The sequence below is a fragment of the Olsenella sp. An285 genome, assembly GCF_002159625.1.
GTDB classification, from domain to species: Bacteria; Actinomycetota; Coriobacteriia; order Coriobacteriales; family Atopobiaceae; genus Thermophilibacter; species Thermophilibacter avicola.
Genome location: NZ_NFIZ01000001.1, coordinates 278,943 through 301,591, shown reverse-complemented (window position 1 = coordinate 301,591; position 22,649 = coordinate 278,943). Strand labels below are relative to the sequence as shown.

General features: G+C 67.2%; 21 protein-coding genes and 1 tRNA gene. 4 read left to right on the top strand and 18 right to left on the bottom strand.

All coding sequences use genetic code 11. The features are described 5' to 3' along the window. Nucleotides 1-69: 69 nt before the first annotated feature. From clpX to B5F79_RS01410, 4 genes are all read right to left on the bottom strand, one after another. Nucleotides 70-1,386 carry an ATP-dependent Clp protease ATP-binding subunit ClpX gene (gene clpX / locus B5F79_RS01425; protein ID WP_087217108.1) on the bottom strand — a complete coding sequence of 439 codons (1,317 nt, stop codon included), beginning with the start codon at nt 1,384-1,386 and terminating at the stop codon, nt 70-72. A gap of 4 nt (nt 1,387-1,390) precedes the next feature. Next, nucleotides 1,391-2,008 (bottom strand): ATP-dependent Clp protease proteolytic subunit, encoded by a 618-nt coding sequence (locus B5F79_RS01420; RefSeq protein ID WP_087217107.1) that lies wholly within the window; start codon nt 2,006-2,008, stop codon nt 1,391-1,393. Between the two features lie 101 nt (nt 2,009-2,109). Continuing rightward, complete coding sequence (gene tig / locus B5F79_RS01415; RefSeq protein ID WP_206390950.1) at nt 2,110-3,459, bottom strand: trigger factor; 1,350 nt, start codon at nt 3,457-3,459, stop codon at nt 2,110-2,112. Between the two features lie 53 nt (nt 3,460-3,512). Beyond that, a tRNA-Leu gene (locus B5F79_RS01410) sits at nt 3,513-3,599 on the bottom strand. Nucleotides 3,600-3,785: 186 nt separating this feature from the next. Between B5F79_RS01410 and B5F79_RS01405 the strand changes: the two genes are divergently transcribed. After that, nucleotides 3,786-5,069 carry a serpin family protein gene (locus B5F79_RS01405; protein ID WP_087217105.1) on the top strand — a complete coding sequence of 428 codons (1,284 nt, stop codon included), beginning with the start codon at nt 3,786-3,788 and terminating at the stop codon, nt 5,067-5,069. Between the two features lie 287 nt (nt 5,070-5,356). On the opposite strand, the gene B5F79_RS01400 is transcribed toward B5F79_RS01405, so the two are convergent. Both B5F79_RS01400 and B5F79_RS01395 read right to left on the bottom strand, forming a co-directional pair. After that, complete coding sequence (locus B5F79_RS01400; protein WP_087217104.1) at nt 5,357-5,566, bottom strand: helix-turn-helix domain-containing protein; 210 nt, start codon at nt 5,564-5,566, stop codon at nt 5,357-5,359. A 10-nt stretch (nt 5,567-5,576) separates the two neighbouring features. After that, nucleotides 5,577-6,272, bottom strand: a complete 696-nt coding sequence (locus B5F79_RS01395) for a hypothetical protein (protein ID WP_143786201.1) — start codon at nt 6,270-6,272, stop codon at nt 5,577-5,579. A 207-nt stretch (nt 6,273-6,479) separates the two neighbouring features. Here B5F79_RS01395 and B5F79_RS01390 point away from each other — a divergent pair, with 207 nt between their 5' ends. Then, on the top strand, nt 6,480-7,217 hold the full coding sequence (locus tag B5F79_RS01390) for a hypothetical protein (RefSeq protein WP_087217102.1): 738 nt from the start codon (nt 6,480-6,482) through the stop codon (nt 7,215-7,217). A gap of 30 nt (nt 7,218-7,247) precedes the next feature. Here the strand turns inward: B5F79_RS01390 and B5F79_RS11090 are convergent, their stop codons facing one another. The 7 genes from B5F79_RS11090 to B5F79_RS01355 all read right to left on the bottom strand — a co-directional run bounded on the left by B5F79_RS11090 (nt 7,248) and on the right by B5F79_RS01355 (nt 15,565). Beyond that, complete coding sequence (locus B5F79_RS11090; protein ID WP_206390948.1) at nt 7,248-8,489, bottom strand: sensor histidine kinase; 1,242 nt, start codon at nt 8,487-8,489, stop codon at nt 7,248-7,250. Continuing rightward, complete coding sequence (locus tag B5F79_RS01380; protein ID WP_158094808.1) at nt 8,486-9,208, bottom strand: LytR/AlgR family response regulator transcription factor; 723 nt, start codon at nt 9,206-9,208, stop codon at nt 8,486-8,488. Before B5F79_RS01380 ends, B5F79_RS11090 begins: the two co-directional genes overlap by 4 nt. Before the next feature lie 212 nt (nt 9,209-9,420). Continuing rightward, nucleotides 9,421-11,259, bottom strand: a complete 1,839-nt coding sequence (locus B5F79_RS01375; RefSeq protein ID WP_158094807.1) for an ABC transporter ATP-binding protein — start codon at nt 11,257-11,259, stop codon at nt 9,421-9,423. Further along, nucleotides 11,249-12,961 (bottom strand): ABC transporter ATP-binding protein, encoded by a 1,713-nt coding sequence (locus tag B5F79_RS01370; protein ID WP_158094806.1) that lies wholly within the window; start codon nt 12,959-12,961, stop codon nt 11,249-11,251. The genes B5F79_RS01375 and B5F79_RS01370 overlap by 11 nt, the downstream gene beginning before the upstream one ends. Nucleotides 12,962-13,213: 252 nt before the next feature. Further along, nucleotides 13,214-13,552: a DUF3784 domain-containing protein gene (locus B5F79_RS01365; protein ID WP_087217098.1), complete on the bottom strand. Its 339-nt coding sequence runs from the start codon at nt 13,550-13,552 to the stop codon at nt 13,214-13,216. A 328-nt stretch (nt 13,553-13,880) separates the two neighbouring features. Beyond that, nucleotides 13,881-14,354, bottom strand: a complete 474-nt coding sequence (locus tag B5F79_RS01360; protein WP_087217097.1) for a GNAT family N-acetyltransferase — start codon at nt 14,352-14,354, stop codon at nt 13,881-13,883. Next, nucleotides 14,351-15,565: an MFS transporter gene (locus tag B5F79_RS01355; protein WP_143786199.1), complete on the bottom strand. Its 1,215-nt coding sequence runs from the start codon at nt 15,563-15,565 to the stop codon at nt 14,351-14,353. Before B5F79_RS01355 ends, B5F79_RS01360 begins: the two co-directional genes overlap by 4 nt. A gap of 259 nt (nt 15,566-15,824) precedes the next feature. Between B5F79_RS01355 and B5F79_RS01350 the strand changes: the two genes are divergently transcribed. Further along, nucleotides 15,825-16,703 (top strand): hypothetical protein, encoded by an 879-nt coding sequence (locus B5F79_RS01350; protein WP_087217095.1) that lies wholly within the window; start codon nt 15,825-15,827, stop codon nt 16,701-16,703. Nucleotides 16,704-16,706: 3 nt separating this feature from the next. On the opposite strand, the gene B5F79_RS01345 is transcribed toward B5F79_RS01350, so the two are convergent. From B5F79_RS01345 to B5F79_RS01330, 5 genes are all read right to left on the bottom strand, one after another. Continuing rightward, nucleotides 16,707-18,425: an ABC transporter ATP-binding protein gene (locus B5F79_RS01345; RefSeq protein ID WP_087217094.1), complete on the bottom strand. Its 1,719-nt coding sequence runs from the start codon at nt 18,423-18,425 to the stop codon at nt 16,707-16,709. A gap of 41 nt (nt 18,426-18,466) precedes the next feature. After that, nucleotides 18,467-18,958 (bottom strand): hypothetical protein, encoded by a 492-nt coding sequence (locus B5F79_RS01340; RefSeq protein WP_087217093.1) that lies wholly within the window; start codon nt 18,956-18,958, stop codon nt 18,467-18,469. Continuing rightward, nucleotides 18,955-19,104 carry a hypothetical protein gene (locus tag B5F79_RS10920; RefSeq protein ID WP_158094805.1) on the bottom strand — a complete coding sequence of 50 codons (150 nt, stop codon included), beginning with the start codon at nt 19,102-19,104 and terminating at the stop codon, nt 18,955-18,957. The genes B5F79_RS01340 and B5F79_RS10920 overlap by 4 nt, the downstream gene beginning before the upstream one ends. Before the next feature lie 227 nt (nt 19,105-19,331). Further along, nucleotides 19,332-20,456 (bottom strand): DUF4179 domain-containing protein, encoded by a 1,125-nt coding sequence (locus tag B5F79_RS01335; protein WP_087217092.1) that lies wholly within the window; start codon nt 20,454-20,456, stop codon nt 19,332-19,334. Further along, entirely contained in the window at nt 20,440-20,964 is a 525-nt protein-coding gene (locus B5F79_RS01330; RefSeq protein WP_206390946.1) for an RNA polymerase sigma factor, read from the bottom strand. The genes B5F79_RS01335 and B5F79_RS01330 overlap by 17 nt, the downstream gene beginning before the upstream one ends. Before the next feature lie 355 nt (nt 20,965-21,319). Here B5F79_RS01330 and B5F79_RS01325 point away from each other — a divergent pair, with 355 nt between their 5' ends. Further along, complete coding sequence (locus tag B5F79_RS01325; RefSeq protein WP_087217091.1) at nt 21,320-22,522, top strand: helix-turn-helix domain-containing protein; 1,203 nt, start codon at nt 21,320-21,322, stop codon at nt 22,520-22,522. Nucleotides 22,523-22,649: the final 127 nt, after the last annotated feature.

The following is a 22,649-nucleotide window of genomic DNA, read 5'->3' as shown; positions in this document are numbered from 1 at the left end:
CTGTCCCCAATTTGCAGAAAAGGGGCGCCGCCTATGGAGGCGACGCCCCGAAGTCGGTCGAGGTGAGCCCTAGACCGCCAGGCGATGCTTGCCGTGGGCCTTGGTGACAAGACGGGGGCTCGTTCCGCCGCCGACGCTCTCCGCCGTCACGACTACCTTGGTGATGTCGAGGTTGCTCGGCAGGTCGAACATCGTGTCCTGGAGCGTGGCCTCGCAGATGGCGCGCAGGCCGCGGGCGCCGGTGCCGCGCGAGATGGCCTGCTTGGCGATCTCCACGAGCGCGTCGTCCTCGAACTCCAGCTCCACGCCCTCGAGCTCGAACATACGGCGGTACTGCTTCACGAGGGCGTTCCTGGGCTGCGTGAGGATGCTCACGAGGTCGTCCTCGGTGAGCTCGCGCGTGGCGGTGATCACGGGGATGCGGCCGAGGAACTCGGGAATCATGCCAAACTTGTGCAGGTCCTGCGGCATGACCTGCTCCATGAGGTAGTCCTCGTCCTTCTCGGCGTTGCGGCCAACCTCGGCGGCAAAGCCGATGCCCTTCTTGCCGATGCGGTCGGCCACGATCTTGTCCAGGCCGACGAAGGCGCCGCCGCAGATGAAGAGGATGTTGGTGGTGTCGATGCGAATGAGCTCCTGCTGGGGGTGCTTGCGGCCGCCCTGGGGCGGGACGCTGGCCTCGGTGCCCTCGAGAATCTTGAGAAGCGCCTGCTGCACGCCCTCGCCGGAGACGTCGCGCGTGATGGAGAGGTTCTCCGCCTTGCGGGCGATCTTGTCGATCTCGTCCACGTAGACGATGCCCACCTGCGCGCGCTCGACGTCGCCGTCGGCGGCGGTGATGAGCTTGAGCAGGATGTTCTCCACGTCCTCGCCCACGTAGCCGGCCTCGGTCAAGGTGGTGGCGTCGGCGATGGCAAACGGCACCTCGAGGAAGCGGGCGAGCGTCTGCGCGAGCAGCGTCTTGCCGGTACCGGTGGGGCCAAGCAGCAAGATGTTGCTCTTGGCGATCTCCACCTCCTCGGCGCCCTCCTCCACCTCGTCGTTGCCGGAGAGGATGCGGCGGTAGTGGTTGTAGACGGCCACGCTCATTGCGCGCTTGGCCTGCTCCTGGCCCATAACGTACTGCGAGAGCTCGTCGTAGATCTCGTGCGGGGTGGGAAGGTCCTTGATGGGCAGGTCGCCGCCGGGGGCCTCCGTCACGTCCGCCGCGGCGTCGAACTCCGCCTCGTCGATCATGTCGGAGCACGCGTGCACGCACTCGTCGCAGATGAAGACGCCGCTGGGGCCGGCGATGAGCTTGCTCACCTGGCTGCGGCTCTTGCCGCAGAACGAGCAGTGCACCTCGTTGGGCGAGAAGCCCGGGCCGGGCTGGTCGAAGTTGGGCATCTGGCTACTCCTGGGTCTGCTCGGTGCGGGAGGTGATGACCTTGTCCACGAGGCCGTAGGCGCAGGCCTCCGCGGCGCGCATGTAGTTGTCGCGCTCGGTGTCCGCGTTGATCTTCTCGATGGGCTGGCCGGTGGCCTCGGAGAGGATCTCGTTGAGGCGCTGGCGGATCCAGCGGGTCTCGTCCGCGACGATCTGGATGTCCGTCTGCTGGCCGGAGACGCCGGAGCTCGGCTGGTGGATGAGGACCATCGAGTTGGGAAGCGCGAGGCGCTTGCCCTTGGCGCCGCAGGCGAGGATGGCCGCGCCCATGGAGGCCGCCATGCCCACGCAGATGGTGGAGACGTCGGGCTTGATGAAGTTCATCGTGTCGATGATGCCCAGACCGGCGTAGACGTCGCCGCCCGGGGAGTCGATGTAGAGCGCGATGTCCTTGTCGGGGTCCTGGCTCTCCAGGTGGAGGAGCTGGGCGATCACGAGATTGGCGGAGTCGCGCGTGACCTCCTCGCCGAGAAACACGATGCGGTCGTTGAGCAGGCGCGAGTAGATGTCGTAGCTGCGCTCGCCGCGCGGCGTCTGCTCAACGACGTACGGGATGAGCGGGATGTTGGTGGGCTGGTGCATGCATGCTCCGTTTCGTTTGACGTTCTGGAACGGCTTTTTTGTAGAAAGCCCCGGACGAGGGTGGGCTCGCCCGGGGCGCACAGGTGACGTAAGCGCAGAAGCTACTCGGCGTCCTCGTTCTTCTCGGCCGCGGCGGCACGCTCGGCGACCTCGTCGACGATGTTCACCTTGCAGTTCTCGACGAGCCAGTCGAGGGCCTTGGTGCGGCGGATGGAGTCGCGGATGGCGGGCAGACGGCCCTCGTCCTTCCACTCCTTGTAGGAGGCGTCGACGTCCTCGACGCCAGCCTTCTCGAACTCCTCGCGGACGTCGTCCTCGGTGGCCTCGAGGCCGAGCTTGGCGGCAACGGCGTCGAGGGCGAGGGACTGACGCGCGCGCTCCTCGGCCTGGACGCGCAGGTCGGCGATGAAGTCGTCGGACTTGATGCCGCGGGCGCGCAGGAACATGTCGAGGGAGACGTTCTGGCGCTGGAGCTGGCCGAGGAACTCCTGGGCGAGCTCGTTGAAGATCTCGTTCTGGTAGGCCTCGGGCACGGCCTCGAGGTCGAGCAGCTTGCCCACGGCCTCGACGACGCGATCCTCCTTGAGGTTGGGGATCGTGGTCTTCTTGTCGCCCTCGATCTCCTCCTTCACGGCGTCCTTGAAGGCGTCGACGGTGTCGTAGCCGTACTTCTTGGCCACCTCGTCGTCGAGCTCGGGGGTGACGGCCTTCTTGATGGCGTTGAGGGTGACCTTGACGGAGAAGGTGTGGGAGTGCTCCTCGCCCTCGTGGACGTGGGTGTGGGTCCACTCGATGGCCTTCTCCTCGCCCTTCTTCATCCCGACGATGCCCTCCTGGAGCTGCTCGGGAACCTGCTGGCCGTCGAGGGCGAGCAGACGGTTCTTGCCGGCGAGGTGACCGGCGCCGTCGACGTTCTCGATGTCAACGGAGACGACGTCGCCGGGCTCGGCGGCGCGGTCCTCCTCGACGTCCTCGTAGGTCACCTGGTAGCTGAGGAGCTGGTTGATCTGCCAGTTGATCTCGGCCTCGGTGGCCTCCTCGGGCGGGAGGTTGATCTCGGGGGCGTCATAGGAGGTGAGCTCGGCAGAGGGGCGAACGCCGATGGTGGCGTCCACGACGTAGTCGGCGTGCTCGGCGGCGAGCTCGGGGTCGGCGCCCTCGGGACCAAAGCTCACGCGGCCCACGGGGGTGACGTCGAGCTCCTCGAGCATCATGGGCTCGAGGGCGTTGAGCAGGTCATTGGTGGCCTGGGCGAGCACGGCCTGGCGGCCGATGATGCCGTCGATCACCGGACGGGGCGCGTGGCCGCGGCGGAAGCCCTGGAAGTTGTACTTCTTGGCGATGTCCTTGTAGGTCTTCTTGATGGCAGCGTCGACGTCTGCGGCCGGGACGGTGACCTTGGCGGCCATCTTCTCGTCGACGGGCTTCTCAGCGGTGACGGTGATCTTCAACGTTCCTCCAGTGTCTCGTGCCTGGCGGGCCAGCCCCGCCATGTTTCCTTGCGTGGTGCGGGCGAAAGGACTCGAACCTTCACGGGGTCTCCCCCACTGGAACCTAAATCCAGCGTGTCTACCAGTTCCACCACGCCCGCGGTTTTCACAGCCTTGCTAGTGTACCAAACTTCTACAGGAAGACCGCTTCTCGGCAGATTATTCACGGTTCGGGCGGCCGCCGGCTCCGCCTTGCGCCCCTCCCGCTCGCGCGGCCGCTCGCCCAAGCGTTGCCGCCGCCCATCCGTGGGTACGATGACTGAAAGCCCGCTGACGGGAGGTGTCCCATGACGCGCCCCAAGGCAACCCGTAAGCTCGCCCCCAAGACCGCACCGAGGTCGGCCGTCCTTCTCGGCCTCTGCCTCGCCGCCGCGCTGGCGGGCTGCACCGCGCCCGCGGCAGACGCCCCGGCGCACGAGACCAGCGCCGAGGAGCAGGCCGCCCTCGAGGAGCTGAGCGCGGACGTGGACAGCTCCGCCGCCATGCGCGACTTTGCCGCGAGGCTCCTCTCCCGGTGCGTGGACGAGGACCCGGAGCGGAGCACGCTCGTGTCCCCGCTCTCCACGCTCTACGCGCTCGCGCTGCTCGAGAACGGTGCCGCGGGCGAGACCCTGGCTCAGCTCGAGGAGGCCACCGGGATCACGTGCGAGGAGCTCACCTCGTACCTCTCCGCGTACGTGGTGCTGGCGGCGGAGGGCCCGCTCGATCTCGCGAACTCCGTCTGGCTGCGTGATGACGACGGGCTTAAGGTGAGCGACGACTTTCTCGAGGTCTGCGAGCAGGAGCTCGGCGCCCAGGCCTTCCTCGAGCCCTTCGACGACACCACGGCCGAGGCCATCAACTCGTGGGTGAGCGAGGAGACCCGCGGCATGATTCCCTCGATCGTGGACCACGTTTCCGAGGGCGCCATGCTCTACCTGGTCAACGCGCTCGCGTTCGAGGGCACGTGGGAGGAGCCCTACGAGGACGCCTTCGTGCAGGGCGACACCTTCACCTGCGAGGACGGCACGGAGAAGGACGTCCAGATGATGCTCTCCAGCGAGGACGCCTACTACGAGAGCGACCTCGCAACCGGGTTCTCTCGCCCGTACGAGGGCGGATACTCGTTCGTGGCGCTTCTGCCGAGCGAGGGCGTCACGGCGGCGGAGCTCGTGGCAACCCTTGACGGGGAGACGCTGGACGAGCTGCTCACGCCGGTGGCAAACACCGTGGTCGACGCGTATCTTCCCAAGTTCGCCACCACCTACGACAACGAGCTCAAGGACGAGCTGCGCGCACTGGGCGTCGAGGACGCCTTCGACGCCTCCCGCGCCGACCTCACCCCCATGGGAACCGGCCCCACGTGCCCGCTCTACGTGAGCCAGGTGCTGCACCGGACCTACATCGACGTCAACGAGGAGGGTACGCGCGCCGCCGCGGCCACGGCGGTGGCGCCGGCAGACGGGGGCGCCGCCCCGACGGACGAGCCCGAGGTCAGGGAGGTCAGGCTCGACCGCCCGTTCGTCTATCTCATCGTGGACGACCGCACCGGGACGCCCGTCCTTCTCGGCACGTACATGGGCACGGAGTAGGCGCGCGCTCGGACGGTCAATCAGCAGCGCTCGAGGACGTCATCTGGGCTATTGTCACCACGTAACTTGTTCCTGAGCGAAAGATGGGCGGGCGAGGGTCACGTCAGGAAGGGGCGGCCCCATTTGTAGGGTGTTTTGAGAGGGCAATCGAGAATACACTAGAAACGAGTCAACGCCTGTAGCTGGGGTTTTCCCGGTTTTCATTTTCGGTGTATCTCAACTTGTCCGCTGGAAATACCCTACAAATGGAGATTCCCCTCCAATGGCCCAAAATCCCTCTGATGGGCTCACTCCTCGCCCGGGACGTACTCCAGGATGTCGCCGGGCTGGCAGTCCAGCACGCGGCAGATCGCGTCGAGCGTGGAGAAGCGCACCGCAGAGATGCGCCCGGTCTTGATACGGGAGAGGTTGACCTCTGAGATGCCCACCCGCTCGGCGAGCTCCTTCGAGCGCATCTTGCGATCCGCCAGCACGCGGTCGAGGCGCAGGACGATCATCGCTCGGCCCTCACAGCGTCTCGTCGTCCTGCTTCTGCAGGATGCAGCCGTACTCGAAGACGCGGCCCACCAATACCAGCAGGATTCCCAGGGAGACGAGCATGAGGTCCTGGGGCTCGAAGTTCGCCGTGAGCGCGCAGCTCAGCATCTCCCCGGACTCCACCAGGGCATGAACGATCGCGGCCGCAATGGCCTCCAGAATCATGTGGAGCAGCGTGGGCGCGCACCCGGCAAGAAGGACCAGCCATCCCACGCGCCCCAGCTCACGCGCGCGCTCGGGCGCAAACGGCACGCCGGTCCTCTGGATCTTGGAGCACATGAGCGCCGCGAGGGCAAACGCCGCGCACGCCAGGCCGCCAAAGACGACGCCGTTGGCGAGGGTCGAGATTGGGCTGCCGGAATAGGAGACCTTGCCACCCATGACCTGCGAGCGACCGACCTCGTTGCCGTCCTCGTCGTAGCGAATCTCCGGCGGCTGCTCGCCCGTCTCGCTCACGAGGAAAATGCCGCTCGCCTCGCTCGCGGTAAAGAGGGCGGTCAGGACGTCACGGCCGGACTCCCGCATCGAGGCGGTCGTGAGGAAGACCGTCGACCACGCGTTCAACAGGGCCAGGAGCAGGGCCACCAGGGCGGCTACCCAGCAGAAGCACGTCGCCACGCGCGCGGCGCCGCGGATGCGCCCGTCCGCCTGTGCCCTTATTAGCATCTCGTGTTTCATCGTGACCCCTCCGTTCTTCTCGTCCGTCCGCTCTTATCGTTCTTGTACCACTAATTATCGACTATCGATAATGGTGAGAAGGGAGTCCGGCAGACGGCACCATCCGCTCGGCGGGCGCGCGCCTAGCCCCCCACGCTGGGTACAAGCTTGGCAACGGCAGCGATTCGGCTGTCAGCCCTTACGAAAGGGGCGACCATGTACGAGAAGCCTCCGGTCACGATGAACTCGCCCAAGCTGCGCGAGAATCTGCGGGCACGCGGCTTTAGCAGGCGGACGGCAGCGGTGCTTGCGATGCTCATCTTTGCGTTTCTTGTGGTCAGCATCGTGCAGTTTGCGGTGCGGTTTGGGAGCAGCGTGTCGGAGCAGATGGACGCTCCGACAGAGGACAGCATCGCGCTCCCCTATTACGAGCTCACCGCTGATGAGCAGGCTGCCGTGGACGCGACGGGCGAGTATCTCTCCGCCCTGAAAGAGGAGCCGAGCTCCAGCGACCTGACCGCCGAGCTTGCGGGCTGGCTCGAAGGCAGGCTCAGGCAGGGCCTTCGCCACACGCCCGAGGACCTGGGGATCGACGCCGAGGCGTGGGCGGGGCAGATGGTCTCCCGTCTCACGTACTCCATCGAGAGCGTCGAGCTATCCGGCGACGTGGCGACCGTCAGCGTGCGCGTCTGGGCGCTCCAGGCCGACGAGACCGTGTCAGAGGCCAGCAAGGGCATGAGCACCTACTTCTACAACCAGGGGGTGCGCGACGGGGAGCCGCTCCCGGAGGATCTGCAGGAGGACGTCCTCCGTACCTTTGAAACCGCGACGGATTCGGCCCCTGTCGAGGAGCGCCTGCTCGACATCGCCCTCACACGCTCCGAAGACGGGTTCGCCGTCGACGAGCGGTCGCTCGAGAGGGACCTCCTGAACGCGTTCGACGCGGTCGTGTGAATGTTACGAAGGGACTGTCCCATCGTAACGTCACAGCGGGAGGCTGACCTCGGCGGCAAAGATGCCGGGCTCGTTGGCGAGGTTAAGAAACCCCTCGTACTTGTCGACCACCGCCGCCACGCGCTTCATGCCCAGGCCGTGGTTGCCGCGCTTCTCGGTGATGTAGTTGCGCGCGTTGAAGCCCGGGTCCTCTACGGCGGAGTTCTGGATGCTCACGTAGAGCTGCGAGCCGCGCGCGGCCAGGTACACGCGCAGCCAACGCTCGGCAGCAGGCAGCTTCTCGCAGGACTCGAGCGCGTTGTCCAGGAGATTGCCCAAGATCACGCAGAGGTCTACGTCGTCCACCGTCAGCAACTCCGGCACCACGGCCTTGCAGGTCACGGTCACGCCGTCCTTCTCGGCGAGGCTGAGCTTTGAGTTGAAGATGGCGTCCACCATGAGGTTGCCGGACTTGACGTAGGTGTCCACGCGATCGAGGTCGCGCTCGAGCTCGTCAAGGTAGGCCCAGAGCTCCTCGAGGTGCCCTGCCGCAAGATCTGCCTTCATGACCTGCAGGTGGTTGTGGTAGTCGTGACGCCATCCGCGCATGTCCAGGTAGATGCCACGGATCTCATCGTACTGGCGTGAGAGGACCTCCTGCTGGAAGCGCTCCGTCGAGCTCTCGAAGCCACGCCGGAGGCGCTCGAAGCCGCCCGTGAGCAGCAGGTAGACAAGGAGCTCGACCACAAGTGCGCCCGCCGCGACCATGGGCTCAGCCAGGCCGACCGCAGCCGAGCAGAGCGCGAGCACGCAGGCGAGAAGGACCGTCTCATGGAGGCTCGCGTTCCCCCGCCGGCGCATGGAGAGCACGAACATCAGCCAGAGCGGGGCTCCGACGATCGAAGCGGCAACGGCGGTTGGTGCGACGCCGCCACCCAGGCCAACGGTGCAAGCGAGAAGAACGCAGGTCAGCAGGCCCGGAGCCGCGACGGGCGCCCACATGAGCGAGACGGGCTCCTCGTCGAAGAAGGCATCAAACAGCGTTAGGGTAAGCGTCGCCGCGGCCCACGACACGGAAACGCCCCAGGGCACGCCGGCGACAAGCGGATCCGTGGCCGTGGCCGTGAGCGCCCAGGACCAGAGCGTGCCGCCGAACCAACCGCAGGCAAGCGCGCTCACGCAGATGGCAAGCGCGACCACCCATGCGGTGCGGGACGCACGCAGGCGCCCGAGCCGACGCACATACGCCGCGTACACAGCGAGCAGTACCGCCTGTGCCGCAAGTGCAATCATGCGAGCGTCCCCCGGCACCAAGCGAGCCACGCGCGGTTGAGCTCCTCCCAGCGACCGCGCGCGACGGGAAGCACGTCGCCCGTGTCCATCTCCACGTCACGCCGCGTGATACGCCGCACGTGCGGGAGATTCACGAGATAGGAGCGATGCGTCTTGAGAAAGAGGCCGGAGGTCTTGGAAAGCCCTGCCTCCATCTGCGCAATCCCACGCGTCGAGACAAGGCGCGTGCCGTCCACAAGCGTGACCAGTGTGTCGTGGCCGCGAGCCTCGAGGAAGCAGACGCGCGTGAGGGGTACGCGGCTCGTCTCGCCCGCCGAGTCCACGATGAGCACGGGCTCTTCTCGCCCCACGCGCTCGCGCGCCCGGTCAAGCGCGGCTTCGAGCTTCTCGGCGCGTACGGGCTTGAGGAGGTAGGAGACGGCGTCCACGTCGTAACCGTCGAGCGCGTGGTCGATGATGCCGGTCACGAACACGATCTGCGTGCGCTCGCCGCGGGAGCGCAGGTCGCGCGCCAGGGCCATGCCGTCGATACCGGGCATCTCGATGTCGAGGAGGACGACGTCGTATGACGCATCGTCCAGCGAGAAGAGCAGCTGCTCGGCGGACGCAAAGGTCACGACCTCGGCCTCGACGTTACGTCTTCGCGCCCAGTCGCGCGCGAGCGAGCCGTAGAGCTCCCGGGCCGCTTCCTCGTCATCGACGACAGCAACGCGCAGCACGTCCTTCTCCCCTGTCCTCTCCTGGATTTGCAATGCGTATCATGATAGCGCTCGCAGGGTATGTACACCGCGCCCTGAGGGTATGCGCACCCTCCGACCCGACCTCCGTTCTCGCCCAAAGCTCTGACCTGCAACTTTGCGAGACGAGCCTTGTGGCCGGGTGTACATACCGGGTATGCGCACTGTACATACCCTAAAGGTGCTGCGCTGTGTCAACCTACGTAGTAGCTGGCCTGCGCGTCCCAGAGCTCGGCGTAGAGCCCGCCCGCCGCAAGCAGGTCGTCGTGCGAGCCACGCTCCACGACGCGCCCGCCGTCAAAGACGATGATGTCGTCGCAGAACCGGCAGCTGCTCATGCGGTGCGAGATGTAAATTGCCGTGCGACCCTCCACCATGCGATCAAACCCCGCGTAGACCTCGGCCTCCGAGATGGGGTCGAGCGCGGCCGTGGGCTCGTCCAGAATCACCACCGGCGCGTCCTTGTAGAGCGCGCGGGCCAGCGCGAGCTTCTGGGCCTCGCCGCCGGACACCATCACGCCGTCGCCGAGGTCCTTGTAAAGCCGCGTCTCCAGACCCTCCGGCCACGTGCGCACGAGGCCGTCCGCCCCGGCCTGCGCGAGCGACTTCCAGAGCCGGCGGTCGTCGCGCGGGTAGCCGGCGGCGAGGTTCTCCCACACCGGGAAGGCGAAGAGCCTGAAGTCCTGGAAGACCACCCCAAAGAGGTCGCGATACTCCTCCTCGTCGTACTTGCGGATGTCCACGCCGTTCAGCGTGATGCGCCCCTCCGTGGGGTCGTAGAGCCGGCAGAGCAGCTTGATGAACGTCGTCTTGCCCGCGCCGTTGGGGCCCACCACGGCGAGCTTTCCGAGCGTGTCGATCTTGAGGTTGATGTCACGCAGTACCCAGGCGGCCGTCCCGGGATAGCGGAAGCTCACGTGCTCAAAGGCGAGCTCAAATTGCCCGTCATCGCGCTTCTCTACCGGGATGGAGCCCGCGGGACGCGGGTCCTCCATATCCGTGAAGTCGAGAAACTCCTGCAGGTAACCGCAGCACTGGCGCAGGTCTCCGTTGTTGGACACGAGCGCCGTATAGGCTGCGCCAAACTGCGCAAGCGCGCCAGCGTACTGCGTGAACGCGCCCACAGTGATAGCTCCCGCAAGGACCTTCACCGCCACGAGCGCATAGGAGGCCACTGTGAAAACAGCGTTGACAGCGCTCGTCCCCACGTCAATGCACCGCTCGCCCGAAATCCAGCGATCGAAGTACTCCATCGAAGCACCATGGTTCTTCTCGAGATTGCGCATGAGCATGTCACCCATGTCATAGATGCGGGCCACCTTGGGGACGCGCCGGTCAAAGAGCACGAGGTTGAGCAGGTACATGATGCGGTTCTCGACGGATGAGTGCGTGCTCGTTACCCAGTCCAAGAGGCGCGCACGAAATCGACCTACCAACGTATTTCCACCAAGAGCAACGAGAAGAACGAGTGTCAGCAGCGCCAACGAGACCGCAGGCGAGGCGGCGACGCCGAGTGTGCCCTTCGACGCAGGCTGCGCAAACGCGAGCGCCACCACGAGAGAAACACAGGTGAGCATGTTGACGGCAGCCCCAATGAGGTCACGATAGAAGCGCGGAAGCGTGCCAATGCCGCCGTGCATCTGGGCGGTCCGCTCGATGTAGGCGATGCGCTCGGCGAGCTTTGGGTCCTCGGCGGTCTCGTAGGAGAGCGAGAGGGCCTTCTCGCGCAGCATGAGGCTGAAGCGCCAGGCGCACCGCATGCCGCCGACCGTCGCACGTCGCTTGCAGTGCGCGCAGACGCAGGAGACCACAAAGGACGTCAGCACGAGCGCCGTCGCATAGACCACCGCCCCGCGAAGCTCGAGCGCCACGAGCGCGTCAACGAGCCCCGCCGTGAGCGCGAGGCCCACGTAGATGCCCGCCACCTGAGTGAGCGCGTAGATGAGGCTCACCGGCAACAGCGCCGGATCGATCTTGCGCACGAGGGAGAGCAGGCGAAGCCCCGTCCTGTGAAACGCCAGGCTACTCAGCATCCTCATCGCCCCCAATTGAATCATCCTCGTAGTAGCGGGCCTGGGTCTCGAACATGCGGGCGTAGCTGCCGCCCACGGCCATGAGCTCGTCGTGCGTGCCCTGCTCGACCACGCGCCCGCCCTCCATGTAGAGAATCCGCTCGCAAAAACGCGTGGACGAGAGCCGGTGAGAGATGAAAACGCTCGTCTTGCCCGCCGTAAGCTCGTCGTAACGCTCGTACATCTGGCGCTCGGCCAGCGGGTCGAGCGCCGCGGTCGGCTCGTCGAGAAGGACCACCGGCGCGCCCTTGTAGAGCGCGCGGGCGAGCATGAGCCGCTGGGTCTCGCCACCAGAGAGCGAGGCGCCCTCGGGGTCCACATCCTGCCCAAGGTAAGTCGCTGAACCGTGCGGCAGCCCCGCGACCTTCTCGGCAAGATCCGCCTGGGCAAGGCAGGCATCCAGACGCACGGGATCCACGTCCTTCTCGCCCCCCGAGCAGCTCACGTTGTCCGCAACGGTGAACGAGAAAGGAAAGCAGTCCTGGAAGACCACCGAGAACTCACGCCACAGGCTCCGGGGATCGATGGACGCAACGTCAACGCCGTCAAGGTAGATGCTGCCGGACGTGGGGCGGTAGAGCCCGCAGAGGAGCTTCACGAGCGTGGTCTTGCCCGCGCCGTTGACGCCTACGAGGGCGATCTTCTCGCCAGGGTGTATGGTGAGGGTGAGGTCGTGCACCGCGTCCTTGCTGCCGTCATACGAGAAGGACACGTGGTCGAGACGAATCTCGTGAGCGCGGCCAGGGTTGGGGGCGGCATTTGTGCCGTGAGCGGCAGGCGCGCAGCCATCGTGAACCTCCCGATAGGCACTCACGTGGCGCAGCTGGACCGTGAGCTCGGAGAGGCTGTCAAAGGCGGTCTGCATCCACGTTCCAAATCCGGAGACCATACCCGCAAGCAGCAGAAACGCCGGAAGGTCAATCGAACCCGCAAAGAGAAGCCAGATGAGCGTGGCATAGGAGGCACCGTCACGGAAAAGGGCGCAGGCGGCAGCCACGTACCCCGCCCGCTCGAAGGCCCCGTACTCGATGTCCCTGAGCTCCACGTTGCGGTCGAGCACCTGAGCGAAGGCGAGCTTGAACCACGCGGACATGCGGTAGAGGCGGATGTCCTTCCCGTTTGCGGGATCGAGCGCCTGGCGCCTGAGGTACTCAAAGGCCTCGCTTGCAGCGAACTCGTCGTCCATGACGGCATAGCTCTTCTCGTTTGCCCAGAGGTTCGCCGCGATGGAGACAATGGTGAGCAACACGAGCGGCACGAGCAGCCACGGGACAAACGCGCCGATAACTGCCGCGTACGCCACCATGCCGAGCGCGCCTCCCAATGCGGCAAAGAACCGCCGCAGCGCTTCCTCGACGCCCATGGAGCTGTCGTTGAAGAACGCGCGGGTAGCGAGGTCGAGCTTCTTATGCGCCTCGTCGCTCTCTATGTAGCGGTAGTCCGCGGCGAGGGCGTCCCGGCAGAGGTCGAGCCCGCCCCAGACGCGGGTGCACGTGTAATACCAGTTGGACTTAGCCTGCGTCCAGGCCTTGAGCACCACGAGCGCCTGGAGCAGGGCGGCCGCGCCCGCCACGAGCGCGAGCGCAACAAATGGCTCCGCCCCGGACGTAAGCGCAGCAACCACGACGCTGGGAAGGGCCGCCGCAAGGAAGGGCTGCGTCACGCCTGCGGCCATATCCAGCGCGCACACGGCGAGCGCACGAGGCCCGCTGATACGAACCAGCCAGCGGAATAGCTGCCCGACATTACCCCAAAAGCCGTAACGACGCTGGGCCCCCAGGGCCGCTTTCGTCTCTTGCACGTCGTATCACATCCCTTCAGATCCCAGTATGTGATACGACGCGCGCGTCAGATGCGACGAGATTCCGCACGAGTTGCGCGGTTTTCCGCGCGAGATGTTGGGGAAGAGATAATGCTAGGAATACGTGCCCATGTTCGCGCGATAGCCCGCTACGCAGAGCGCGGCTACGGGTGCGATCGCGCCGATGCCGGCAACGAGGAAAAGCGTCGTTCTGTCTACGGCGCCTTGAATGTGCGCGTAGACGAGAAGCGCAACAGCAGCGGCGTAGATTGCGCACGCGAGAACCGCCCCTCCCATGATGCGCGCGAGCTTCGGCGCGTTGACGTGGGCTCGCTCCGCGAGCAATGCCGTGCTGTAGCCGGCGAGGAGGCCTGCTCCGCGTCCGCTGAGCAGCACGGCAGAGATGACCGCGAGGGCACCGGCGATGACGCCCCACATCCAGACGTACTCCACGACGCGCCTCCCTTTTCCAGAGCCAGGCCGAGCACGTCGCCCGACCTTTGACACATGGTACCCAAGCGGAGGGACAGGCGCCCCGACACGGCGGACGGTCTATCTGAGTCCGTGGGAGGGTTGTAAGCCCCCCGTCATCAAGGCCAACCATACGTACCCGTCAATTCCGACCCACACGTGGGCCTCGAAATGACGGGCGCGCATGGTCGCCCGCTCTACAGGTCGCGCCTCCGCATGACGAACTCATTGCAAGCGGACCGACCATACAACACCCGCCTTTCCCGGACGAAATTGCACCCCTGGCACGGGTGTTGTATGGTCGCGCAATCTACAGGTCGCGTCTCAGCATGACGAACTCGTCGCTTCGCCACTCCTCGACGAAGCCGTGCCGCAGGAAGAGGCCTATGGCGTGGTTGTCCAGGGCGACGTTGTCGCGCAAGGTCGCGACGCCGCGCCCACGGGCCGCGTCGCAGAGGAGCTCGAGGCCGGCGGCGCCGTACCCGCGCCCGCGGAGGCGCGCGTGCAGGAGCACGTCCGTGATGAAGCTGCCGTAGCCCGGGTCCCAGCGATAGGCGACCTCGCCCACGAACTCGCCGGTGCCAGGGTCGCGCAGGTAGCGGTAGTAGCGCCGCCCCTCGCCCTCGCGCGCGGCCCAGGCGTCGTGCCAGCGCCCCCAGAGGTCCTCCGGGAAGTCGACGGTTCCTCCCCAGGCGCGGTTGTAGGACACGGTGGCCTCGTCGGCCAGGAGGTCGCGCCTAAACCAGAGGTCGCGCTCGGCGGGGCGATAGAGCTCGATGGTCATGAATGTGCCTCCTTCTGAAGCAGGTCGATCCGGGAGAACACCAGGTTAATCGCGCCGAGGAGGGCCATCGACGTCGCGAGCAGTGCCACCATCGCGAGCCGCATGTCCAGAAGGCCCGAGAGCCAGCCGAAGAGCGGCTGCGAGACGGCGGAAAGCAGCGACACCGCAATCGAGGCGAACGAGAGCGACGTCACGCGGTAGCGCGGGTCCAGCGCGACGTTGAGGACCTTCGTGCGCACCGGGTTCACGAGACAGAACGTCGCGAGTCCGGCCATGTAGAGCGCAACGGCAGCCCGCGGGTCCTCGCAGAGCGAGAACGCCAGGAAGAGCGCGACCACGGCGAGCGGCCCCAGCCGCGCCACGCGGTCGTCCCCCAGGCGCCGCGCGAGGCGGGCGCTGCCAAGGCCCGCAAGGCTCGTGACCGCGAACTGCGCCGCCACGACCGCGCCCACCGCCGGCAGCGGGACCCCAAAGTAGCCGTTGAGGTAGTTGTTGTAGAAGTCGTCCACGGGCACCATCGACCACGCGACAGCGCCCTCCACCAGCACGTAGTAGAGCACGGGGCGGCACCCCGCCACGTAGCGCGCAGCCTCGAGCGCGCGGACCGGGACCGCGGGCGCGCCGCCCCTCTCGCCCGCCCGGTCGTCGCGCATGAGGAGCACGCAGACGAGCGCCCCGGCGAGCGCCGCGAGGGAGAGCGCGAAGACGAGCCCGTAGCCCACCTCCGCGAGCAGGCCCGCCGCGAGCGCCGAGGCCCCGTAGCAGCAGTAGAAGACGATGCGCGAGACGGCGCTCACGCGCGTGAGCTCGCCCTCGCGGCCGCGCGCGATGAGGTGGTCGGCCACGAGGGCCGTCGCGCAGCCCGTGGTGAGCGTGTAGGCCGCCGCGAGGACGAGCATCACGCAGAGCATCGCCGGGAGCCCGCGCGCGACGAGCATGAGGGCGTAGCCCGCCATCTCGAGCGCCACGGCGGCGGCGAGGCTCGCCCGGCTGCCGAAGCGGTCCGCGACGAAGCCCGTGGGCACCTCGAGCAGGGTCTTGCCCAGCTGCAGCGCGCCGAACAGCACGCCGACGCCCGCGAGCGAGAACCCGACGTGCTCGAGGTAGAGGCCCATGACCGTGGAGACCATGGACAGGTTCGAGAACGCCACGTAGGCGTAGTAGAGCGGTATCAAGTTGGGAAGCCTTTCACGAAGGGTCGACCTTGACAAGGGGACAGTCCCTTTGTCAAGCCTGCGGTCGGATCCCTCGGGGAGGCTGTCGGCACGCCAAGGCCCGCCCGCCTGCGCGGGCGTCACCGGGTCACGCCGGGAACGGGCCTCCCTAGCGGAGGGTCTCCTCGTTCGTCTGCCTCATCGCTGCCCCCTTCTGATCGACGGAAAGGCCACGGCTAGGATAGCACGCCCCAGACATGGCAAGTGGCGCAGCCGCACTTTGGTAAAGTGGAGTAACCCGTTTGAGGGAGGCGTTATGACGCGACGCGAAGCCCTTATCGCCCTGCTGTGCGCGGTCTGCCTGGCCGCACTGCCCGGATGCTCGGACGATGCACGTACGGTCGGCGGGGAGAACGGCCCCGTCAGTCACAACGAGCGCGCGCTCGTCCTCTCGGTGGACGAGGAGAGCCAGACCGCCGAGGTGCGCATCCTCGAGCGTCCGGACGACCTCACGCTCACGTGGGGCACGCACCCGGCGGGCGCGGAGGGCACGGCGGACTTCTCCGAGTGGGGTTCGTCCTGCCTCCCCGAGGTCGGCGACGACTTGATCCTCAAATGGATTGGGACTCCGGCCGAGAAGAGCTCCTTCCCCATCCTGGTCAACAGTTGGGAGCCCACCGTCGGCTTCTACGAGTCGCTCGACGACGCGCGCGAGGTGCGCCTCCCCGCCTCCATGCTGAGGTTCTTCTCGCAGACGTCCGAGGAGCTGGTCGCGGATTATGCGGAGGAGCCGGAGCTCGCGCTCGCGGCGCGCGCAGACGACGAGGACCTGGTGCTCACGTTCACAGGCAAGCAGCTCGCGGACTACCGCACGGACGTCGAGCAGAGCCTCGCTGACTACGTCTCCTCGCTGCAGGACGCAGAGGACGTGAGCGCGGTGGAGGTCACGGATGACCACGCGTCCGTCACCATTACCGCCTCGCCCGCGCTTCTCGACAAGCCGCTGCTCGTGGGCCAGGCGTTCATGGCCGTCCCCGGGGTGTGCGCCACCCTGCAGGCGCTCGACGGAACCGAGGACTGGCACGTCGAAATCGTGGTCATCGACGCCGAGAAGAACGTGAAGGTCGCGCGCGTCGCGCTGCCCGACGAGTCCGTGACCATCACAGCCGAGAGCTGGGCCGAAGCAGTTGGCTAGTCCTCACCCGGCAACGGAGCAGAGGCCGGCGAAGTAGCCGCCCGCAGCCACAAGCTCGTCGTAGGTGCCCCGCTCGACCACGCGGCCCTCGCGCAGGACGAAGATCTCGTCGTAGCGCTCGAGCAGCGCCGGCTCCAGCCGGTGCGTCACCACCAGGCGCGTGGGCCCCTCGAGGTCCAGGATCGCGCCCGCCACCTCGGAGGCCGTCCTCGCATCCAGCGCGGACGTCGCCTCGTCGACGAGAAGAACCGGCGTCTTTCGCAGCAGCGCCCGCGCGATGGAGACGCGCTGCCGCTCCCCGCCCGAGAGGTGGGCGCCGCCCTCGCCGCATTCGTACCCCAGGCCCTTCTCGGCGACGAGCTCTCCCAGGCCGGCGCGGCGGCACGCGCCCAGAACGGCCTCCTCGGGGAAGTCGCGGAACATCGTCACATTGTTTCGCAGCGTGTCGTCGAAGAGGAAGACCTGCTGATCGATGAGGCCCATGAGGTCGCAGAGGCTCCCAGCGTCAATGCACCGCAGCTCGTGGCCGCCCACGCGGATGCTGCCCATATAGCCGTCCTCACCGCCCATGAGGAGGTTCAGCAGCGTGGACTTGCCGCTGCCGGAGGCGCCCACGAGCGCGTAGCGCCCGCCCGGGGCGAGCTCCAGGCTCACGTCGGAGAGCACGGGCTCCCCGCCGCCGTAGGCGAACCCTACATGGTCCAGCACGACGCCGCCCGAAAGGTCGCGCCCGACCTTATCGCCCCGCCGTGCCTCGTTCCTCTCGGCCGCCTCCGCGAGCTTCTCGATGAGGCCCGCGGCGGCACGGCGGCTCGCCAGGAACTGCGGCAGCACGTTGATGGGCATGACGAGGTAGTTGCACAGGTTCACGAAGACGAGCACCGTGCCGGCCGTGACCTCACCCGCGATGGCGAGCCACGCTCCCGCGAGGAAGACGCCGAACTGCAGGAGCGACCCGCAGAGGTTCTCGCTCACCGCGCCGATCAGGCACTCCCACCAGTACCGGCGGCGCTTGAGGCCCTCCACCTCGGCGTTGGCCGCGTCGAAGAGCCGGCGTGCCTCCGCCTCCGCGCGGAACGCCTTGACCACGGAGAAGCCCGCGAGCAGGTCGCGCAGGCGGGAGACGAAGCGCTCGTTGCCGGCCGAGACCTCCTGCTCGCGCTCCCCCATCTCGCGCCCCATGGCCACGGACACCGCGAGCGGCGCCGCGCTGAGCGCCACGGCCACCACCGTAAGCGGCACCGAGAGCGCGAGCATCATCGCGAGCGACCCCGCGAGCAAAAGCGCGTGGTAGACGATGAGGAAGCCGCGCTTGAGGTAGCCTTCCTCGATGGAGGCCACGTCGTTGGTGAGCAGCGAGAGGTAGCTTCCCGTGTTCTCGCGGGCAAAGGCGCGCACGCCCTTCTCGGAGAGGCGCTCGAACGCGAGCGACTTGTACTGCGCGAGCGCACGGTAGATGAAGGCGCACTTGGCGCGGTACATCCCCAGGCTCACGGCGAGCGACGCGACGAGGAACGCGGCGCAGAGCGCGGCCAGGCGAGCGAGCTCGGAGACGTCACCGGTGCCGATGACGTCGATGATGCGGCCGAGCAGCCACGACCCAATAAGCGCGGCGGGCACGTCGAGCACCGTAAGCGCGAGGGCAACAGCAAGGTTGAGACGGTTGTCACGATAGAACGCGCGGACGTAGTCGCGCGCGGCGGCGGACATGGTCGACTTCATGGTCTTCTCCCATCAGGTGTAACTGATATGTCGAGAAGGACCTAGAGCATGTCGACCTCTCGCCGGGTGCAGTACGAGCCCATGGTAGCAGGCGGACGACGGCGCACGCTCGGCCCGTCATTCATCGCGCCCAAACGGACAAATCCCGGGGCTCGACGGCGCAAAAGTGGTCGTTCAAGCGCGATGAATGACGTGCCGTGGCCCGCATCGTCAAAGGCGACCGACCCGTTGCAGCGCCTGATGGCGAGGAGGATGGCCAGCGCCGGGAGCGCTATGCCCGCGACGCCTATGATCGCCTGGGCACCGCCGGCCGCGTCGCCCGCGAAGGCCGCGAGGCAGGCCGAGGCTGCGAACGAGGCGCCGACCACCAGGAGCGCCGGCCCGCACACGAGGGAGAGCCTCCGCTCCCCCTCCGGCGTGAGGTTGCGCCGGTGGACGGCCTTGAGCGGGGAGCAGGTCCTCCTCACGATCATCTTGGCCCCCGCGAGGAGGGACATGACGCTCGCCAGCGCGAGCACGACGGCGGAGATCACCTCTGCACACCCCTCTCGTCGCCCGCGTCGCCCGCCCCACGCGAAGCCTCGCCCGCGAGCCTCCTCAGGTCGGCCACGGCCCTGCCGACGTCCTCGTCGAGCGTGTCGAAGCCACCCTCGCTCTCCGGGTAGTTCGTGAACCACACCTCGGAGCCCCCGTACGAGTGCTCCCGCAGGCACGGGCGGTGCGGGTCGCTCCTGCTGTGCCCATGGCACCTCCTCGAACAACGCTAGCCCGGGACATCATGCCCTCACGGCACAAAAGGGGCCACCTGCGCAGTTGTGTTACTTCGAGCGGAAAGGCACCGCTGAAACAAGAGGGGCGAGCCTCCCGGATGGCGGCTCGCCCCTCTCGTCAATAGTTGCGTCAGCCCTACGCGGCGCTCACGGGAATCTCCACGTCGCCGACCGTCACGCTCACGATGTCGCCCGCGGCCACGATGCGGTCGTAGGTCACCGTCTTGGTGGCGGCGCTCGTGCCGTCGTCCTGCTCCTCCGCGTGCGTGTTGGCGTTGGTGGCGTCGAACGTGGTGCCGTCCGCGAAGGTCACGGTGACGGGCAGGCCGGTGACCGCTTCCGTCTTCGCCTTGGCCTCGTCGCTCATTTTGCCCGAGGAGCCGAGGTCGCCGATCTGCCGGTCGATCGTGTAGTCGACCGTGACGCCGACGGAGGACACCGCCACGGCGTCGACCGTGACGTCCGCGCCCTGCCACGTCGTCTCCTGGCCGGCAGGGAGGTCGACGGTCGTGTCGACGTAGTTCATCTCGAACTTGAGGCTCCAGTTGCCGGTCACCAGGGTCGTGTACCCACCCTCGGCATCGTAGGCCCTGATTTCGCTCATCCAGAAGCGCATGGTGCGCCCGATGATGCCGGCGCCGTTCCAGGTGGTGAAGCCCATGGTCTCGGCGTACTGGATGGTTCCGTCGCCCGGGTCGGCGTCGAAGAACCAGGACCCTCCGCCCCCGCCGTTGACGCCGTCGACGTAGCGGGTGGCCTCGGCCACGAGCGGCAGCGTGCCGTCCTCGCCGGGCTCGATCCCCTCGAGCGCGGAGGGGTCGCCGAACTCGACGTCGTACACGACGGTGAAGTTCGACCGGTCGCCCACCACGGCCTCGGCCGTCACGGTGACGCCGTTCGAGGTCGCGCTCGCGCCGATCGGCCGGCCCACCTCGTTCAGGAGCTCGGTCTGGGCCGGCGCGCCGCCGAAGACGTCGAAGAGCACGTCGGCCGGGTTGGGAAGCACGCCCGCCGCCACGGCGACGGTGCCGCCCCCGCCCAGCGTGAGCGCCAGGACAAGCCCGGCGGCGACACGCGCCCAGCGGCGCGGGCGGCGCGCGGGCGTGGTCAGGACCTCGGCAGGGGCCGCAGGCTGCGCGTTCTTCTCGGCGTCTCTTGCGGTGGCAACCTCCTGCAGACGCGCAGCCATGCGGGCCTTGGCCTCGTCGGAGAAGTGCAGGCCATCCATCGAGACGGTGTAGGAATCAAGCGGGGAAGTCATCGTAGTCTCCCTTCAGGTGGTCTCTGAGGCTCGCGCGGGCGCGGCTCAGGCGCTGGCGCACGGCGTCGTCGGTGGCGCCGACGATCCGAGCGACCTCGCGCGTGGGGTAGCCCTCGTAGTAGTGCAGGTAGACCGCCTCGCGCTGCGGCAGCGGGAGCGCCATCACGGCGCCGAGCACGCGGTCGTCGCGCCTCCGGAGCGCGTCCTCGCCGGGCGCCTGCGCCGCCGGCTCCGGCACGTCGTCGAGCCCCACTGCCGGGTGCGCGCCGCGGTCGCGCAGCAGGTTCCTGCAGGCGTTCGCCGCCACGCGTATGACCCAGGCGCGCTCGTGGCCGGGGTCGCGGAACGGCTCGTCGCGGCAGATGAGCTTCACGAGCGTGTCCTGGCAGACGTCCTCGGCGTCGGACGTCGAGCGCAGGTAGGTGTAGCACACGCGCAGGACGAGGTCGGCATAGGCGCGCACGAGCCGCTCGGGGTCGCGGTCGGGTGCATTGCGGGGGATCTGCATCGGCCAGCCTTCTCTCAGGTCCGTCTCTCGTCTCTGGGATGCGGCCGCCATCCCGTCACCTACTACACACGTCCGCGCACAAAACGTGACAGCCTGAATTGGCTCAGAGATGAGCCTTTCGGCTCCACCTCAGTTATCGGCAAACCATTGGCCTAAGAAGTGTATGTGTCTCTCGGTAACCTCGCCGTCAACGGACGGTAGCAGCTCGGGCACCTCCGCATAGAGGGACAGGCATCTTGATGTGGTAGCGCCCAGGTTGACATTTGGCGCGAGATGTCAACCAGCGCTCCTTTGATTCCACTCTTGCTCGACCGTATTCTTGAGTCGATAGATGGTCTCACGTCGAGGGGGCATCATGGACGCATCCATCAACATCGGCCGCACGATCGCGCGAGAACGGCGTCGTGCTGGCGTCACGCAGGAGACCTTCGCCGCCCACCTGGGCGTATCGAAAGCCGCCGTGAGCAAGTGGGAGCTCGGGCAGAGCCTCCCGGACGTGAGCCTGCTGCCGCGCATCGCCGCGTTCTTCTCGCTCTCCCTGGACGAGCTCTTCGACTGGCGCGACGAGCTCACCCAGGAGGAGTCCGCCGCGCTCTACGCCGAGGTCTACGCTCTGGGCGAGAAGGACCTCGCCAAGGCGCACGAGACGCTGCGCGCACTTGCCGCGGAGCACTACTCGGACGCGAACCTGCTGCTCATGCTGGCGTCGCTCCTCACGGCGTGGGCGGGCGGCATGGCAACGCCGTTCGCGCCGGCGGGCGAGAGGGGCTGCGCGCCCGATGCCGACGCGCTTGTCGACGACGCACTCGCCCTTCTCGGCCGCGTGCTCGAGGTGGCGACGGACCCGTCGACCCTCTACCTCGCGCAGCAGCAGAAGGCAACGACACTCTTCCAGGCAGGACGCCTAGAGGAGGCCGCGGCGCTGCTGGAGCCGCTCGTGCGCCGACAGGACGCGAGCGCTCCTACGATGCTTTTGGCCTCGACCTACCGCAAGCTCGGCCGCGACGACGAGGCCCTCGAGCTCCTGCAGGCGGAGCGACTGCGCGCGGCGAGCTTCGTGCTCTCGTCGCTCATGCAGGAGATGGGCATGCGTGACGACGCCACGTTCGCACTCGCGGCAGGTGGCGCCGCCGAGGCGGTCTTCGAGGCGCTCGACATGGGCGCGGTGAACCCGTTCTTCTCGGCAACGATGTCCCTCGAGGTCGCCGAGACCCTGCGTCGCGCGGGCGAGAAGGACGCGGCGCTCGAGGCGCTTGCGCATGCGGTCGAAGCCCTGGCGGCGACCCCGGCGAATCCGGATCCGTCCAGCTCCCCGCTCTGGGACCGCATGGCCGACCGCCTCGACCCCTCCCGCGCCGGCGAGGCCTGGGCCGAGCACAAGGCCCATCAGGTGGACGAGGTAGCCGAGCTCATGCGCCGAGCACTCGTCGAGGAGGTCACGTCCCCCGAGTGGCGCGAGCTCGCGAGCGATGACCCGCGCTACCGCGAGATCGTCGCAACTTTAGAGCGGCTACTGGCATATACGGACCCTGCGGCGACGGACCAACGCAATCGCTGACCTCAGTTCGGGCAGTAATTCAATCGCCATGTTTCTGCGGACAAAACTGGTCGTCTGAGGAGGCGATTTTGTCCGGAGAAACATGGCGATTGAACGGTGCCGCAAAGTTGGCAAGAGGCTCGTGACG

What these genes read in the sequence shown, in the direction of transcription:
- clpX (WP_087217108.1), bottom strand. Translation starts at nt 1,386, where the DNA reads ATGCCCAACTTCGACCAGCCCGGCCCGGGCTTCTCGCCCAACGAGGTG.
- B5F79_RS01420 (WP_087217107.1), bottom strand. Translation starts at nt 2,008, where the DNA reads ATGCACCAGCCCACCAACATCCCGCTCATCCCGTACGTCGTTGAGCAG.
- B5F79_RS01405 (WP_087217105.1), top strand. Translation starts at nt 3,786, where the DNA reads ATGACGCGCCCCAAGGCAACCCGTAAGCTCGCCCCCAAGACCGCACCG.
- B5F79_RS01400 (WP_087217104.1), bottom strand. Translation starts at nt 5,566, where the DNA reads ATGATCGTCCTGCGCCTCGACCGCGTGCTGGCGGATCGCAAGATGCGC.
- B5F79_RS01395 (WP_143786201.1), bottom strand. Translation starts at nt 6,272, where the DNA reads ATGCTAATAAGGGCACAGGCGGACGGGCGCATCCGCGGCGCCGCGCGC.
- B5F79_RS01390 (WP_087217102.1), top strand. Translation starts at nt 6,480, where the DNA reads ATGTACGAGAAGCCTCCGGTCACGATGAACTCGCCCAAGCTGCGCGAG.
- B5F79_RS11090 (WP_206390948.1), bottom strand. Translation starts at nt 8,489, where the DNA reads ATGATTGCACTTGCGGCACAGGCGGTACTGCTCGCTGTGTACGCGGCG.
- B5F79_RS01375 (WP_158094807.1), bottom strand. Translation starts at nt 11,259, where the DNA reads ATGCTGAGTAGCCTGGCGTTTCACAGGACGGGGCTTCGCCTGCTCTCC.
- B5F79_RS01360 (WP_087217097.1), bottom strand. Translation starts at nt 14,354, where the DNA reads ATGACCATCGAGCTCTATCGCCCCGCCGAGCGCGACCTCTGGTTTAGG.
- B5F79_RS01350 (WP_087217095.1), top strand. Translation starts at nt 15,825, where the DNA reads ATGACGCGACGCGAAGCCCTTATCGCCCTGCTGTGCGCGGTCTGCCTG.
- B5F79_RS01345 (WP_087217094.1), bottom strand. Translation starts at nt 18,425, where the DNA reads ATGAAGTCGACCATGTCCGCCGCCGCGCGCGACTACGTCCGCGCGTTC.
- B5F79_RS01335 (WP_087217092.1), bottom strand. Translation starts at nt 20,456, where the DNA reads ATGACTTCCCCGCTTGATTCCTACACCGTCTCGATGGATGGCCTGCAC.
- B5F79_RS01330 (WP_206390946.1), bottom strand. Translation starts at nt 20,964, where the DNA reads ATGCAGATCCCCCGCAATGCACCCGACCGCGACCCCGAGCGGCTCGTG.
- B5F79_RS01325 (WP_087217091.1), top strand. Translation starts at nt 21,320, where the DNA reads ATGGACGCATCCATCAACATCGGCCGCACGATCGCGCGAGAACGGCGT.